Here is a 14,147-nt window from a genome sequence, read left to right as displayed (position 1 = left end):
ACCCGCGGACGGGGGGCCAGGTGCTTCCGCTTGGAGGTTGGCCGGCTCCGAATGAACCGGGTGGAGGAATCAACAATTAAAGGAGGAATTTTTACCATGGCAGTCGTATCTATGAAGCAGCTTCTCGAGGCGGGCGTTCACTTCGGTCACCAGACCCGTCGCTGGAACCCCAAGATGGCCACCTATATCTACACCGAGCGCAACGGCATCTATATCATCGACCTGCAGAAGACCGTGAAGAAGCTGGAGGAGGCCTATAACTTCGTCCGTTCTCTGGGCGAGTCCGGCCAGACCCTGCTGTTCGTGGGCACCAAGAAGCAGGCTCAGGAGGCTATCAAGGAAGAGGCTGAGCGCGTTGGTATGTACTATGTCAATGCCCGTTGGCTGGGCGGTATGCTCACCAACTTCAAGACCATGCGCGGCCGCGTGGAGCGTCTGAACCAGCTGAAGAAGATGCAGGAGGACGGCACCTTCGATATGCTCCCCAAGAAGGAAGTCATGAAGCACCTGGGCGAGATCGCCAAGCTGGAGAAGTACCTGGGCGGCGTCGTGGAGATGAAGAAGCTCCCCGGTGCTCTGTTCGTGGTTGACCCCCGCAAGGAGCGCAACGCCATCAACGAGGCCCGCAAGCTGAACATCCCCATCGTGGCTATCGTGGACACCAACTGCGATCCCGACGAGATCGACTATGTGATCCCCGGCAACGATGACGCCATCCGCGCCATCAAGCTGATCTCCGGTGTGATGGCCAACGCCATCCAGGAGGGCAAGCAGGGCCAGGACGCCGCTGAGGAGACCGAGAAGACCGAGGCCGCTGAGTAATTTACCCAAACAAAGGACAGGAGCGCCCGCCCGCGCGGGCGGGCGCTCCTTTTTATAATTGAGATGGAGGTAATGTGATCATGGCAATCACTGCAAAAGACGTACAGGCCCTGCGCGAGATGACCGGCGTGGGCATGATGGACTGCAAGAAGGCCCTCACCGAGGCCGAGGGCAACATGGATAAGGCTGTTGAGATCCTGCGCGAGAAGGGTCTGGCTGCTTCTCAGAAGAAGGCTGGCCGCATCGCCGCCGAGGGTATGGCTTACGCTACCGTGGTGGACGGCATCGGCGTGGTGGTCGAGGTTAACGCCGAGACCGACTTCGTGGGCAAGAACGAGAAGTTCGTCGACTTCGTGAAGGGTGTTGCCGCTGTTGTGGCCGCCAACAAGCCCGCTGACCTGGACGCTCTGATGGCTCTGCCCTATGGCAACGGCCGCACCGTGCAGGAGGAGCAGCAGGAGATGGTGCTGGTCATCGGCGAGAACATCAAGGTCCGCCGCTTTGCCTTCTTCACCGATGGTATCTCCGTGCCCTATGTCCATGCCGGCGGCAAGATCGGCGTGCTGGTGAACCTGGAGACCAGCCTGTCCGCCGAGCAGGTTGAGACCGTTGGTAAGGACGTGGCCATGCAGATCGCCGCTCTGAATCCCCGCTTCTGGGATAAGAGCCAGGTGGATCAGGCCACTCTGGACGAGGAGAAGAAGATCCTGCTGGTCCAGATGGAGAACGATCCCAAGATGGCTTCCAAGCCTGAGAAGGTGAAGGAGGGCATCGTGGCCGGCAAGCTGGGCAAGTTCTATAAGGAGAACTGCCTGCTGCAGCAGGAGTTCGTGAAGGACAACTCCATGACCGTGGAGCAGTATATCGCTTCCGCTGCCAAGGCTCTGGGCGGCGCTGTGACCTTCAAGAACGCTGTTCGCTTTGAGAAGGGCGAGGGCATCGAGAAGAAGCAGGAGAACTTCGCTGAGGAGATCGCCAAGCAGCTGGGCAAGTAATTGCATCAGAGAAACGAAGCGCCGGGCACGCAAGTGTCCGGCGCTTTTCCGTGCTGATGAAGTTCTCCTGTACCCGCCTGCCCTTGACGCAGACAGGAAAAGCCCCTATAATGAAGGCGTTCCAACAGGCAAAGTGCAAATAGGAGGGCTGTCATGCAGGAAGAGATCAAGATCCTGAATCTGGCCGATGTACCGGAGTATATGGAGGAGGTTTCCCAATGGCTGTGGCTGGAGTGGGCCAAGGCCGACGGGTATTCTCTGGATGAGATCGTTTATCGCACAAAGTATGCTTCCCAGCGGGACACGGTGCCCCAGATGTTGGTGGCAGTCATGGGAGACAAGCCGGTGGGTGTGGTGTCCCTGTGGCTCAATGACGCCAAAACCAGACAGGACCTGTCGCCCTGGATGGCGACTCTGTATGTGAAGGATGAGTACCGCAATCTCCACATCGGACAGCGGCTCCAGGCGGCCAGCATTGAGGCTGTTAGAGCGCTCAAACGTTACCCCTGCCTTTATCTTATTACCAAGTTGGAGAACTACTACGAGAAGATCGGCTGGAAGTTCGTGGACCGTATCCCGGTGGGTGAAGGCGCCACGGAAAAGGTATACCGTTACGATCTGTGAAACTAAAAACCACATGAAACGGGCCTGCCGCATTTGCGGCGGGCCCGTTGTTGTTTCAGAGATGAGACAAATCGGAGGTGAGGGTAAAGCGGTTTCTCTCCACCACCAGCAGCCCGTCCCGCTGCATTTTGCTCAACTCGTTGGACAGAGCGCTGCGCTCCACGTTCAGATAGTCGGCCAGCTGCTGACGGTTGAAGGGAATGGTAAAACTGGGGCTGCCGCTCCGGCGGGCCTGGTAGGACAGATAGGAGAGCAGTCGCCCCCGGATGGTTTTGGAAGCGGTGTGGAAGATCTTCCGGGACAAATTCAGATTTTTCTGGGCGGACAAAAGGAGCAGGTTTCGGATCAGCTTGCTGTGGTGGGCGCAGGTATGGGGGCATACTTGTAACACTCGTTCAACATTGAGGAAGAGTACCTGGCTCTCCTCTGCTGCCACTACATCCACCATCAGAGGTTCTCCCGGTACACAGGCATAGGTTTCGGCAAAAATCTGTCCAGGGCCAATTTTGTCCAATACAGTGGTGTTGCCCCACAGGTCGTCGGTCTGGATCAGTATGCTGCCAGAGAGTACCATGCCCAGATCAGTGACATAATCTCCGCTATGGTAGATCTGCTCCCCCTTGGCATATCCTCGCTCCATTGCGCCGAGGCAGTTCAGCATGGCCTCCGCCTCCTGGGGAGATGTTCCCCGGAACAGGGCGGTGTTGGCCAGCAAGGTTCCCTTCATATTTCCCTCCTGAGTGTTGTTTTAACAACAGACTTGTTGATAATATTATACTATACTAAGCCCACAACGGCAAGCGGGCCGTGCAAAACCAGGAGGGCTTATCAATGGAACACAATATGTTTTGCTATCAGTGCCAGGAGACCGCCGGCTGCACCGGCTGCACCCGGGTGGGTGTTTGCGGCAAGACCGCCGATGTGGCGGCTATGCAGGATCTGCTGGTCTATGTGACAAAGGGGTTGTCCGCGGTGACCACCGCCCTGCGGGCGCAGGGCCTGCCGGTGGAGCGGTCGGTCAATCACCTCATCACCTTGAATTTGTTTACCACCATCACCAATGCTAATTTTGATAAAGAGGCCATTGAGGCCCGCATCCGTGCCACCCTTGAGGCCAAGACGGATTTGCTGGCCCGGGTAAAGGAACGGGAGAGCCTGCCTGAGGCCGCCCTGTGGGACGGCTCCGGGGATTGGACGGTCAAGGCTGCCCAGGTGGGAGTACTGTCTACTGAAAATGAGGACATTCGCTCTCTGCGGGAGCTCATTACCTACGGCCTCAAAGGCTTGTCCGCCTACTCCAAACACGCCAATGCGCTGATGCAGGACGATGACGAGGTGGACGCCTTCCTTCAGCGGGCTCTGGCGGCTACCATGGATGACGGCCTCACCGCCGACGACCTGGTGGCCCTGACTCTGGAGACCGGCAAATACGGCGTTCAGGGCATGGCCCTGCTGGATAAGGCTAACACTGGGGCCTACGGCAATCCGGAGATTACCAGGGTCAACATCGGCGTGGGCAAGAATCCGGGTATTCTGGTATCCGGCCACGATCTGAAAGACCTGGAGCAGTTGCTGGAGCAGACCCAGGGCACCGGCGTGGATGTGTATACCCACTCGGAGATGCTGCCTGCCCATTACTACCCCGCCTTCAAGAAATATTCCAACTTTGTGGGCAACTACGGCAATGCCTGGTGGAAGCAGAAGGAGGAGTTTGAGTCCTTCCATGGCCCCATCCTCATGACCACCAACTGCATCGTGCCGCCCAAGGAGAGCTACAAGGACCGGCTGTATACCACCGGAGCCACCGGATTCCCCGGCTGCAAGCACATCACCGGCGGTGTAGGGGAGAAGAAGGACTTCTCCGCCCTCATCGAGCACGCAAAGAAATGCGCTCCCCCTGAGGAGATCGAGACCGGCGAGATCGTGGGCGGCTTTGCCCATGCTCAGGTGCTGGCCCTGGCCGACCAGGTAGTGGAGGCTGTTAAGAGCGGCGCCATCAAAAAGTTTGTGGTGATGGCAGGCTGTGACGGTCGGGCCAAGAGCCGGAACTACTACACCGAGTTTGCCAAGGCCCTGCCTCGGGACACGGTGATCCTCACTGCCGGCTGCGCCAAGTACAAGTACAACAAGCTGGACCTGGGGGACATCGGTGGAATTCCCCGGGTGCTGGACGCGGGCCAGTGCAACGACTCTTACTCTCTGGCGGTCATTGCCCTGAAGCTGAAGGAGGTCTTTGGGCTGGACGACATCAACGACCTGCCCATCGTGTACAACATCGCCTGGTATGAGCAGAAGGCGGTCATTGTGCTGTTGGCGTTGCTGTACCTGGGGGTGAAAAACATCCACCTGGGGCCCACGCTGCCCGCCTTCCTCAGCTCCAATGTGGCCAAGGTGCTGGTGGACAACTTTGGTATCGCCAGCATCGGTACCGTGGAAGAGGATATGAAGCTGTTTTTTGGGGAGAACTGAATAGAAAATCCGGCAGGCTATGCCTGCCGGATTTTTTATCGATTGAGATACCAAACACCCAAGTTGAGGTAGGCGGCAAAACTCACCCACAGCAGGTAGGGGAGCAGCAGCCAGGCGGCAATGGGGTCAATCTTGCGGAAGGTGAGGAACATCCAAAGGATCAGCGCCCATAGCACCACCAGCCAAATGAGGGCAAAGCCGAAGGCCTGGAGATTGAAGAACAGGATACTCCAGAAAAAATTGAAGGCCAGCTGTACGACATAGAGCGCCAGTCCCCGGGTTCGGAGGTCCGACGGCGGCGAGAGCCAGATCCGGGCGGCGGCGATGGCCATCAGGGCAAAGAGAATGCCCCAGACAATGGGAAAGACGATGGCAGGCGGGGACAGGGGCGGCTGTATAATGGACTGACTGTAGGCCTGAGCTCCGTCCCGGGTGAGCCAGCCAGAGAGAAAGCCTATTCCCTCCGTGATGAGGATAAACAGGGCATAGATTTTCCAGGGAACTTGTTTCATATCGTATCACCTGGAGTCAGTATATACAGGGCCGCGCCCCATTATACCTTACGGGCCTTCGATGTCCATGGTGGCCATCTGGGTCTGGGAGTTCCCGAATTGCGCGCCCCGGCTCAGCCAGTACCGGTTGGCGGCCCGCAGGAACAATCCCTTTGTCAACGGCATGGTGATGGAAAGCTGAACAGAGCGGCCTTTTTGAATGGATCGGGCCAGCTTTTGGATCTTTCGACGAGCCATCCCCATAAACGGAGTGGTTGGGAAGGCCTCGCCGCAGCCCATCCGCAGAACACTTCCCAGCTTATGCCCGCCCCGTTTACAGAAGAGCCGGATCATGTCTATCGCCACATCGTTCTGATGGGGCTCCCGAAAGCCGCAGTTAATGATCACATGGACGGTAAGGGGGGCGGTAGGCTGCTCCAGCATGGCCTTCAAAAATTCCATCAGACCGGAAGGTAGGCCATCGGTATAGAGGGGAAAAACCAGCAGCAGGTCGGAGCATTCCCTCAACTGTTCCAGGCAGGCGGTGTGCTGCCGCTGGAGTACGCTGTACTGTTCATATGAGCCGGACCAGGCGGACAAAAAGGCCTGAATGTATTGCTTGGAGTTGGATTTAGGGGCCCGGGGGCTGCCGTTGATAATCATCAGTTTGCCCATGTCTGTACCACCTTTCCGGCCAGCTCTTCCGCCTGGGCCTGGGAATCTGCAAAGTGAATGGTGTAGTGCTCTGCAAGCGTGTTCAGAGCATTGCGGGCCAACCAGCGATCGAACACGGCCTGCTCCTCCTTATCCTGAGCTCCGTAGGCCACCACCGTCAGTTCTTTTGGCTTCACGGCACGCTGGACGTGGTGACTTTCTCCGTGGTGAAGGCGGATAAAGGCCTGTTGATTGGGGAGGGAACGCTCCATCAGCCGCTTCATGGGCAGATCATAGCAGCCCAGAAACAGATGACCGACCACCAGCAGTCGGTCACAGCGGGCAATATCCGGGTAGATGGACGGGGCGTCATCCCGAATGACGCAGCGTCCTGGCGTCTTGATCCAGCAGCCGAAGCAGCCAACGCAGGGAGCAATCGCCTGTTTCGCCACGTTGACCAGCCGTAAATCACTACCTGCGGGCAAGGAAGAGAGGGGGCAGTCTGTCAATATCAGGTCCATGGGTATGCTACGCTCCTTTTTTCTGTGGGTATACAACAGCTAACAGTATATCATAGATGAGGCGGAAAACCTAGTAAAATAATATGAATAAAGAAAAAAGAAGGACCTGCTGTCGGGAGGGGCAGCAGGTCCTTAGATCAGTGAGCTCAAAGGTCGGCGCACTGGGCCTCAATGGAGGCCTCACAGTCCTTCATGGCCTGAAGGGTGCGCTCCAGCAGGTCGTTCAGTTCCCAGCCCAGCAGTTGGGCGCCCTGGGCGATGGTTTCCCGGGAGCAGCCGGCGGCAAAGCGTTTGTCCTTGTACTTCTTTTTCAGACTGGATAACTCCATATCCTGCACGCTCTTGGAGGGACGCATGAGGGCGGCAGCCCCGATCAGGCCGGTGAGCTCGTCGACAGCAAAGAGAACCTTCTCCATCTGGTGCTCCGGCTCTGCGTTGCCCTCGGTCATACCCCAGCCGTGGCTGACCACCGCGTGGATGAGGGCGGGGTCCAGGCCTTGCTCCTCCATGATCTCCCGGACCTTGACGCAGTGCTCGTCGGGATACTGCTCAAAGTCCAGATCGTGGAGGAGTCCTGCTGTGGCCCAGAAGTCAGCTTCCGTCTCATAGCCCAGCTGACGGGCAAACCAGCCCATGACAGCCTCTACGGTAAAGGCGTGACGGAGATGGAAGGGTTCCTTATTGTATGTTTTCAGCAGGTCCAGGGCCTGCGCGCGGGTCAATTCCATGATAACGGCCTCCTTTTGTGCTTTGTCACATTATAGCACAGAAGAACGCCCGATGCAAAGCAATGTGCAGATCTATGGCTGCACCGGCGGAGGAAGAAAGGTTTGCCCGCCGATACCCTCCAGAGGAAAGAGGGGCGCGTGGTAACGGGCAGCAAAGCGCTCCAGCTGGTCCATGGAGTCAATCTGGCGGTATTGAGCGCTGATGCGGTCCTGTACATGAGCGGGCAGGTGGTCAAAGTATTCCTGCGCTCTGGAATTGTGGCGAAACAGGACATAAAGATCCCTGTAATATGCTCTCATCATATCACCCCGAAGTTAGGATGTGCGGTATGAAGCTGCTCTATAGGTGGAAAAATGAAGGAGTTGCTGCAAGAATAGGTTCGTCGATTTGGCCAGGAAAAAAGATGAATGAAAAAAGGCGGAAAATGGGTGCTGATATTTGCGGCAAACCTGGAAAAAACGACACTCTGAAAAGGCAATCAAAATAGAATGATAGTTTACATAATTAAATGCATGAGAGGCGGAAATATGAGGGCCAGAATGGAGATGTCTGATTTGTGGATGAATTTGTCCACATATCCACAGAGATTTCCACAATGGGGAAAAGAAGAAAAAGGAAACTGCCTGGTTTTCGGTAACATAATGCAAAAATAAGGCGCAGATGAAAGAAAGTGGAGAGGGCCTTTCAAAGCGGGGAGGCTAAAAGGGGGTGCACAAGAAAAGCACTTGCGGTTCCTGGAAAACCGGTATAAAATAAGTTGAATAAACATTACAGTGTAAACCGGGAGGAATGTTACACCTATGGAACAGGCAAAGGTATACTACTCTGACCTGCGCTGTCAGCCTGGGAAAAACCTGCTGAATAAGTTGGAGAAGCTGATCCGCACTGCCGGGATCGGCGAGATCGATTTTGACCATAAGCTGGTAGCTATCAAGATGCACTTCGGAGAGCCGGGCAATCTGGCCTTTCTGCGGCCCAACTACGCGAAAGTGGTTGCGGATGTGGTAAAGAGTCTGGGCGGCGTGCCCTTCCTGACCGACTGCAACACCCTGTATCCCGGCCGGCGGAAGAATGCCCTGGAGCATCTGGATGCCGCTTTTGAGAATGGTTTCTCTCCGCTGTCTACCGGCTGTCAGGTTATTATCGGCGACGGCCTGCGTGGTAACGATGATGTGGAGGTGCCTGTGGAGGGCGCGGAGCACATCACCACGGCCAAGATCGGCAAGGCCATTATGGAGGCTGACGTGATCATTTCTCTGTCCCACTTCAAGGGTCATGAGCAGACCGGCTTTGGCGGTGCCATTAAGAACCTGGGCATGGGCTGCGGTTCCCGCCGGGGCAAGATGGAGCAGCACGCTCAGGGTAAGCCGGTGGTCAATCAGAAGCACTGCGTAGGCTGCCGGAAGTGTTCCGCCCAGTGTGCCCATGATGCCATCTCCTACGGGGAGGACCGGAAGGCTTCCATTGATCAGAATAAGTGTGTGGGCTGCGGTCGCTGCATCGCAGTGTGCAACGCCGACGCCATCCACGCGGGCTACGACGCCGCCATGGAGGAGCTGAGCTGCCGTATGGCGGAATATGCTAAGGCAGTGGTGGACGGCCGTCCCCAGTTCCATATCAGCCTGGTCATCGATGTGTCCCCCTACTGTGACTGCCACAGCGAGAATGATCTGCCCATCCTGCCTGACGTGGGGATGTTTGCTTCCTTCGATGCCGTGGCGCTGGATCAGGCCTGTGCCGATGCCTGCCTGCGTCAGACTCCCATCCCCGGCTCCGCACTGGATGAACAGATGCACCGGTCCGGCTTCTGCGACCACCACGACCACTTTATCAACAGTATGCCGGAAACTGACTGGAAGGTTTGTCTGGCTCACTGTGAAAAGATCGGTGTGGGGACCCGTGCCTATGAGCTGATCGAGGTAAAATAACGCCCAAAGAAAGGAAGATTTGACATGGACGTAAAGGAGATTCTGACCCACTGTGACCACACGCTGCTCAAGCAGGAGTCTACCTGGGGGCAGATCAAGGCCGTGTGTGACGATGGCCTGAAGTATGAGTGTGCCTCCGTCTGCATCCCTGCCTCTTTTGTCAAGCAGGCAGCTGACTATGTGGGAAACGATTTGAAGATCTGCACCGTCATTGGTTTCCCCAACGGCTACTCCACCACCGCAGTTAAGGTTTTTGAGACTGAGGACGCTATCCGCAATGGCGCTGATGAGATTGATATGGTCATCAATATCGGCTGGGTCAAGGACCAGCGGTGGGATGACCTGCTGGAGGAGATCAAGTCGATCAAGGCCTCCTGCCAGGGGCGTATCCTGAAGGTCATCGTGGAGGCCTGCCTGCTCACCCAGGAAGAGAAGGTCAAGATGTGCCAGATCGTCACTGAGGCGGGGGCCGACTATATCAAGACCTCCACCGGTTTTTCTACCGGCGGCGCTACCCGGGAGGATGTGGCCCTCTTCAAGGCCAACGTGGGTCCCCAGGTGCGCGTCAAGGCTGCTGGAGGTATCCGCACCCTTCAGGACGCTGAAGACTTCATCAACCTGGGCGCCGATCGCCTGGGTACTTCCGCCATCGTCAAGCTGGTAAAGGGCCAGACCCCTCAGGGCTACTGAGCTGGTCAAGCGTTCAGAACACAAAAAGGCTTCCCTGCACGACAGCGCGGGGAAGCCTTTTTGAGCGTATTCACAAAATCAGGAAACCTGTGACACTGGTCAAATCCGATCCGCCAGGGCGACCGCTTTTGAACCAAGCGGTTGAATCCTGACAGAGCGGCCCCCGGCTTTTGCGGGGGGCCGCTCTGTTTGATGAGGAAGAAGGAAAAAGGATAGGTTTAGTCTTTGACTGCCGACTGGAGATAACCCTCCACGCCGGAGGCGGTGGACAGGCTCATGGCCTCTTGGGTTACCTGGGCTGCCTGGGCAGCGTGCCAGCGATGGATCTGGGCGCGGGTGGCCAGTACAGCGGAGGAACTGACGGAAAACTCATCCAGTCCCCAGGTCATGAGCAGGGGAATGAGCCGGGGATCGGCGGCAGCCTCGCCGCACATACCCACCGGAATACCAGCCTCTTTTGCCGCGGTAATCACGCTGCGGATGGAACGGAGGACAGCGGGATGGAAGGTGGTGTACAGATTTTCTACCTGAGCATTGCCCCGATCCACCGCCATGGTGTACTGGGTCAGGTCATTGGTACCGATGGAGAAGAAGTCGCACTCCCGTGCCAACAGGTCGGCGATGAGGGCGGCAGCGGGAGTCTCCACCATGATACCCAGGGGGATGTCCTTGTGGTAGGGCAGACCCTCAGCTTCCAGCTCGGCCTTGCAGGTCTCCAACAGAGCCCGGGCGCCGCGGATCTCCTCCAGAGAGGTGACCAGGGGCAGCATAATCTTGATGTTCTTTTCCTCAGCGCCTGCCCGCAGCAGGGCCCGAAGCTGGACCTTGTACAGGTCGGGGTTGTCCAGGCAGTAGCGGATGGCCCGGTGGCCCAGGAAGGGGTTGTCCTCGTGTGCCATCCCCAGGTACTCTACCGCCTTGTCGCCGCCTACATCCAGGGTGCGGATGATAACCTCTTTGCCCGCCATGATGCGGGAGACAGCCAAATAGGCCTCATACTGTTCAGTTTCAGTAGGCACGCTGTTCCGGTCCATGAACAGGAACTCGGTGCGGAACAGGCCGATGCCCTCGGCGCCAGCTTCCGCGGCTGCGCCAGCCTCCGCGGGGGAGCCGATGTTGGAGTACAGGGCGTAACGGTTGCCCTCGGCATCCACGGTCTCCCGGTCCCGGTAGACAGCCAGCAGGGCCTTTCTGCGGAGGAACTCCTCCTGCTTGGCCAAATACTCGGCCAGAGTGCGCTGGTCCGGGTTGACCATGGCGGTCCCTTCGCTGCCGTCCACGATGACGTTGTCGCCGTCCTTCAGCTGCTCCATGACCCGGGGCACGCTGAGTACGGCGGGCAGCTCCAGGGCCCGGGCCAGGATGGCGGAGTGGCTGGTCCGACCGCCCACCTCGGTGAGGATGGCTGCAACGTGCTCCTTGTCCAGGCCCACCGTCATAGAGGGCGTCAGATCATGGGCTACCAGCACACTGCCTGCGGGCAGATGACTCACATCCACGCCGGTGACCCCCAGCAGGATGGCCAGCATCCGGCTGCGGATGTCCCGCACATCGGTGGCGCGCTGGCGCATGAGCTCATCGTCCACTCCGGCGAACATCTCGGCGTACATGGTGCACACCTGATCCACCGCTCCCTCGGCGCACTGGCCGGCATCAATGACCTCCTCCATCTGGCTCTGCATAAAGGGGTCGCTCAGCATCATGATCTGGCCGGTGAGGATCTCGGATTCCTTTTCTCCCACCTGTGCCCGGATGTGCTCCGCCATGGCGGTGGTCTTCTCGTTAAACTGGGTGATAGCTGCCTGGAGCCGATCTTTCTCTACCTCTTTGCCTCCGTATTTCACGGCGGAGTAGTCCAGACTTTGCTCCCGGACGCAGACGGCCTTACCGATGCCGATCCCGTCCGAAGCGGCGATGCCCCGTAAGATCATAGCGGTCTCCTCCTGTTTGTCGGTTCGGGGGTCCGGGCGATCACTCGCCCAGACCGGATTCCACCAGCTCCACAGCGGCCTTCAGAGCGTCGGCCTCCTGCTCGCCGCAGCACTGGATCTCGATCTCGCTGCCCTGCTTGATGCAGGCGGCCATCAGATGCATGATGCTCTTGGCGTTGATGTTCTTGCCGTTGAAAACGATGGTGACGTCGCTCTTGTACTTGGCCATGGTATTGACAAAGAGCTGAGCGGGACGCATATGCATACCCTGAGGATTGACGATCTTAGTCTTAGCGGTAACCATAGTAATACTTCCTTTCTGTATTCAGTCAAATGGGATGGATGAGGTGATAATTTGGTTAAGCCTTTTTCTTTTTGAGCAGGCCCAGCAGAATCATGCCGACCAGAGAGCCAACCACAAGGGCGACCACATAGCCCAGGATATTGGTCATGACGGGGAAGACGAAGATGCCGCCGTGAGGTGCGGGGAGGGCGCAGCCAAAGGCCATGGACAGAGCGCCGGCCACACCGGAGCCCACAATGCAGGCGGGCAGGACACGGAGAGGATCGCTGGCGGCGAAGGGAATGGCACCCTCGGTGATGAAGCACAGGCCCATGATGTAGTTGACCACGCCGGACTTGCGCTCATCCTCGGTGAAACGGTTGCGGAAGAAGGTGGTGGCCAGAGCAATGGCGATGGGGGGCACCATGCCGCCGATCATGACGGCAGCCATGATATCAGAACCCTGTCCGGCGGCCATGGTGGCCAGGGTGGAGGTGCCAAACACATAAGCGGCCTTATTGAAGGGACCGCCCATATCCACGGCCATCATACCGGCCAGTACGATACCGAGCACGATCTTGCTGCCCTCGCCCATGGCCTCCAGACCGGAGTACAGGGCGGTGTTGATGGCGCCCACAATGGGATTGATGAGGCACATAAACAGGCCGATGATGAGAAGTCCCACCACGGGGTAGATCAGGATGGGCTTGAGGCCCTCCAATGCCCGGGGCAGCTTGTCGCAGACCTTCCGCATACCCAGCATCAGGTAGCCGCCGGCAAAACCGGCAATGAGAGCGCCCAGGAAGCCTGCGGAGACGGAAGTGCCGGAGGGGGAGGCGAAGGTAGCGCCGGACACGGCCAGTGCGCCGCCTACAAAGCCGACCATCAGGCCGGGCCGGTCGGCAATGGACATGGCGATGTAGCCGGCCAGAATGGGCAGCATGAAGTTGAAGGCCACGCCGCCGATGTTTTTGAACCATGCGGCAATGGGGGTGTTGGTGCCGAAGTTGGCGTAGTCAATGGAGGCGTCGTCCAGCAGGAAGGCCAGAGCGATGAGAATGCCGCCGCCGATCACGAAAGGCAGCATATGGCTGACGCCGTTCATCAGCTGCTTGTACAGCTTGCGGCCAAGGCTTTCATTGGAGGTCTCCTGAACCACCTGGCCGGCGTGATGATAGATGGGGGCGTTGGGTGCCTGACGGATCAGCTCCTCCGGCTTGTGGATGCCATCGGAGACGGGTACACGCAGGACGGGCTTACCGTTAAAGCGGGCCAGATCAACCTCTTTGTCGGCGGCAATGATGATGCCGTCACAGGTGTCGATCTCTGCCTGGGTCAGAATGTTTTTGGCGCCGCCGGAGCCCTGGGTCTCCACCTTGACGGAGATACCGATCTCTTTGCCCTTTTTCTCCAGAGCCTCGGCAGCCATATAGGTGTGGGCAATGCCGGTGGGGCAGGCGGTGACAGCCAGGATGCGGGGACCGGCTGCGGGGTTTTCAACAACGGAGGCGGGGGTTTCTGCGGGGACCTCTTCAGGGAATTTGGCAGCTTCGTATTTATCGATGACTTCCATGAAGGTTTTGGGGTCAGAGGCGGCGCGCAGCTCGCTGACAAAGTTGAAATCCATCAGCAGCACCATCAGATGGGAGAGAATCTCCAAATGCAGATCCCCGTCCATGGGAGCGGCGATCATGAAGAAGAGGTCGGAGGGCTGGCCGTCCATGGCTCCGTAATCCACGCCTTCTTTCAGAATGCAGGCGGCCAGACTGGGGGATTTGACGCAGGCGCTTTTGGCGTGGGGCACGGCAATGCCCATCTCAATGGCGGTGCTGGTCTGGGACTCACGAGCCAGAATGGCCTGCTTATAGGTCTCCCGATCGGTGAGACAGCCACTTTTGCTTTGCAGGTCCACCAGCAGATCGATGGCGCCTTCCTTATCGGCGGCAGACGCTCCCAGTGCGATTTTTTCCGGGCTCAGCAGATCGATGATGCGCATGGTAGTGAGCTCCT

Annotated in this window: 16 protein-coding genes; 7 read left to right on the top strand and 9 right to left on the bottom strand. The window is 57.9% G+C overall.

From position 1 onward, the window contains the following. Positions 1–96: 96 nt before the first annotated feature. The 3 genes from rpsB (at position 97) to B5G42_RS00485 (ending at position 2,441) form a co-directional block, all read left to right on the top strand. On the top strand, positions 97–822 hold the full coding sequence (rpsB, locus tag B5G42_RS00495; RefSeq protein WP_087188242.1) for a 30S ribosomal protein S2: 726 nt from the start codon (positions 97–99) through the stop codon (positions 820–822). An 80-nt stretch (positions 823–902) separates the two neighbouring features. Beyond that, entirely contained in the window at positions 903–1,817 is a 915-nt protein-coding gene (tsf, locus tag B5G42_RS00490; protein ID WP_087265659.1) for a translation elongation factor Ts, read from the top strand. A gap of 153 nt (positions 1,818–1,970) precedes the next feature. Continuing rightward, a complete protein-coding gene (locus B5G42_RS00485; protein ID WP_087189608.1) occupies positions 1,971–2,441 on the top strand; it encodes a GNAT family N-acetyltransferase in 471 nt (156 codons plus the stop codon). 55 nt (positions 2,442–2,496) lie between these two features. On the opposite strand, the gene B5G42_RS00480 is transcribed toward B5G42_RS00485, so the two are convergent. Next, positions 2,497–3,168, bottom strand: coding sequence for a Crp/Fnr family transcriptional regulator (locus B5G42_RS00480; protein WP_087265658.1), 672 nt, complete (start codon positions 3,166–3,168; stop codon positions 2,497–2,499). A 104-nt stretch (positions 3,169–3,272) separates the two neighbouring features. Between B5G42_RS00480 and hcp the strand changes: the two genes are divergently transcribed. Beyond that, positions 3,273–4,910: a hydroxylamine reductase gene (gene hcp / locus B5G42_RS00475; RefSeq protein ID WP_087265656.1), complete on the top strand. Its 1,638-nt coding sequence runs from the start codon at positions 3,273–3,275 to the stop codon at positions 4,908–4,910. Positions 4,911–4,945: 35 nt separating this feature from the next. Here hcp and B5G42_RS00470 read toward each other — a convergent pair whose 3' ends face one another. The 5 genes from B5G42_RS00470 to B5G42_RS00450 form a co-directional block, all read right to left on the bottom strand. Then, entirely contained in the window at positions 4,946–5,422 is a 477-nt protein-coding gene (locus B5G42_RS00470; protein ID WP_087265653.1) for a TspO/MBR family protein, read from the bottom strand. 48 nt (positions 5,423–5,470) lie between these two features. Continuing rightward, positions 5,471–6,076, bottom strand: coding sequence for a hypothetical protein (locus B5G42_RS00465; protein WP_087265650.1), 606 nt, complete (start codon positions 6,074–6,076; stop codon positions 5,471–5,473). Next, positions 6,064–6,576 (bottom strand): flavodoxin family protein, encoded by a 513-nt coding sequence (locus B5G42_RS00460; protein WP_087265648.1) that lies wholly within the window; start codon positions 6,574–6,576, stop codon positions 6,064–6,066. The genes B5G42_RS00465 and B5G42_RS00460 overlap by 13 nt, the downstream gene beginning before the upstream one ends. A 146-nt stretch (positions 6,577–6,722) precedes the next feature. Continuing rightward, positions 6,723–7,304: an HD domain-containing protein gene (locus B5G42_RS00455; protein WP_087189425.1), complete on the bottom strand. Its 582-nt coding sequence runs from the start codon at positions 7,302–7,304 to the stop codon at positions 6,723–6,725. Positions 7,305–7,376: 72 nt separating this feature from the next. Continuing rightward, positions 7,377–7,607: a hypothetical protein gene (locus B5G42_RS00450; protein ID WP_242961078.1), complete on the bottom strand. Its 231-nt coding sequence runs from the start codon at positions 7,605–7,607 to the stop codon at positions 7,377–7,379. Positions 7,608–7,633: 26 nt separating this feature from the next. Here B5G42_RS00450 and B5G42_RS18045 point away from each other — a divergent pair, with 26 nt between their 5' ends. The 3 genes from B5G42_RS18045 to deoC all read left to right on the top strand — a co-directional run bounded on the left by B5G42_RS18045 (position 7,634) and on the right by deoC (position 9,923). Next, complete coding sequence (locus B5G42_RS18045; RefSeq protein WP_162611021.1) at positions 7,634–7,792, top strand: hypothetical protein; 159 nt, start codon at positions 7,634–7,636, stop codon at positions 7,790–7,792. 313 nt (positions 7,793–8,105) lie between these two features. Beyond that, positions 8,106–9,233, top strand: a complete 1,128-nt coding sequence (locus B5G42_RS00445; protein WP_087265644.1) for a DUF362 domain-containing protein — start codon at positions 8,106–8,108, stop codon at positions 9,231–9,233. A gap of 24 nt (positions 9,234–9,257) precedes the next feature. Further along, positions 9,258–9,923 (top strand): deoxyribose-phosphate aldolase, encoded by a 666-nt coding sequence (gene deoC, locus B5G42_RS00440; RefSeq protein ID WP_087265642.1) that lies wholly within the window; start codon positions 9,258–9,260, stop codon positions 9,921–9,923. A gap of 218 nt (positions 9,924–10,141) precedes the next feature. Here the strand turns inward: deoC and ptsP are convergent, their stop codons facing one another. From ptsP to B5G42_RS00425, 3 genes are read right to left on the bottom strand one after another with little or no spacing between them, the layout of a single operon-like run. Beyond that, the gene (gene ptsP, locus B5G42_RS00435) at positions 10,142–11,854 is read right to left on the bottom strand and encodes a phosphoenolpyruvate--protein phosphotransferase (RefSeq protein WP_206406148.1); all 1,713 of its coding nucleotides are present in this window, start codon (positions 11,852–11,854) and stop codon (positions 10,142–10,144) included. Between the two features lie 40 nt (positions 11,855–11,894). Continuing rightward, positions 11,895–12,158, bottom strand: a complete 264-nt coding sequence (locus B5G42_RS00430; RefSeq protein WP_087189431.1) for an HPr family phosphocarrier protein — start codon at positions 12,156–12,158, stop codon at positions 11,895–11,897. 55 nt (positions 12,159–12,213) lie between these two features. Then, positions 12,214–14,133 carry a PTS fructose transporter subunit IIABC gene (locus B5G42_RS00425; protein WP_087265640.1) on the bottom strand — a complete coding sequence of 640 codons (1,920 nt, stop codon included), beginning with the start codon at positions 14,131–14,133 and terminating at the stop codon, positions 12,214–12,216. Between the last annotated feature and the right edge of the window lie 14 nt (positions 14,134–14,147).

Origin of the sequence: Flavonifractor sp. An91 (genome assembly GCF_002159225.1) — a bacterium.
In the GTDB taxonomy this organism is placed as follows: domain Bacteria; phylum Bacillota; class Clostridia; order Oscillospirales; family Oscillospiraceae; genus Flavonifractor; species Flavonifractor avicola.
Note: the sequence above shows the minus strand (reverse complement) of the source record. Positions and strands in the feature narration are given on the sequence as shown.

What these genes read in the sequence shown, in the direction of transcription:
- rpsB (WP_087188242.1), top strand. Translation starts at nt 97, where the DNA reads ATGGCAGTCGTATCTATGAAGCAGCTTCTCGAGGCGGGCGTTCACTTC.
- tsf (WP_087265659.1), top strand. Translation starts at nt 903, where the DNA reads ATGGCAATCACTGCAAAAGACGTACAGGCCCTGCGCGAGATGACCGGC.
- B5G42_RS00485 (WP_087189608.1), top strand. Translation starts at nt 1,971, where the DNA reads ATGCAGGAAGAGATCAAGATCCTGAATCTGGCCGATGTACCGGAGTAT.
- B5G42_RS00480 (WP_087265658.1), bottom strand. Translation starts at nt 3,168, where the DNA reads ATGAAGGGAACCTTGCTGGCCAACACCGCCCTGTTCCGGGGAACATCT.
- hcp (WP_087265656.1), top strand. Translation starts at nt 3,273, where the DNA reads ATGGAACACAATATGTTTTGCTATCAGTGCCAGGAGACCGCCGGCTGC.
- B5G42_RS00470 (WP_087265653.1), bottom strand. Translation starts at nt 5,422, where the DNA reads ATGAAACAAGTTCCCTGGAAAATCTATGCCCTGTTTATCCTCATCACG.
- B5G42_RS00465 (WP_087265650.1), bottom strand. Translation starts at nt 6,076, where the DNA reads ATGGGCAAACTGATGATTATCAACGGCAGCCCCCGGGCCCCTAAATCC.
- B5G42_RS00460 (WP_087265648.1), bottom strand. Translation starts at nt 6,576, where the DNA reads ATGGACCTGATATTGACAGACTGCCCCCTCTCTTCCTTGCCCGCAGGT.
- B5G42_RS00455 (WP_087189425.1), bottom strand. Translation starts at nt 7,304, where the DNA reads ATGGAATTGACCCGCGCGCAGGCCCTGGACCTGCTGAAAACATACAAT.
- B5G42_RS00450 (WP_242961078.1), bottom strand. Translation starts at nt 7,607, where the DNA reads ATGATGAGAGCATATTACAGGGATCTTTATGTCCTGTTTCGCCACAAT.
- B5G42_RS18045 (WP_162611021.1), top strand. Translation starts at nt 7,634, where the DNA reads ATGAAGCTGCTCTATAGGTGGAAAAATGAAGGAGTTGCTGCAAGAATA.
- B5G42_RS00445 (WP_087265644.1), top strand. Translation starts at nt 8,106, where the DNA reads ATGGAACAGGCAAAGGTATACTACTCTGACCTGCGCTGTCAGCCTGGG.
- deoC (WP_087265642.1), top strand. Translation starts at nt 9,258, where the DNA reads ATGGACGTAAAGGAGATTCTGACCCACTGTGACCACACGCTGCTCAAG.
- ptsP (WP_206406148.1), bottom strand. Translation starts at nt 11,854, where the DNA reads ATGATCTTACGGGGCATCGCCGCTTCGGACGGGATCGGCATCGGTAAG.
- B5G42_RS00430 (WP_087189431.1), bottom strand. Translation starts at nt 12,158, where the DNA reads ATGGTTACCGCTAAGACTAAGATCGTCAATCCTCAGGGTATGCATATG.
- B5G42_RS00425 (WP_087265640.1), bottom strand. Translation starts at nt 14,133, where the DNA reads ATGCGCATCATCGATCTGCTGAGCCCGGAAAAAATCGCACTGGGAGCG.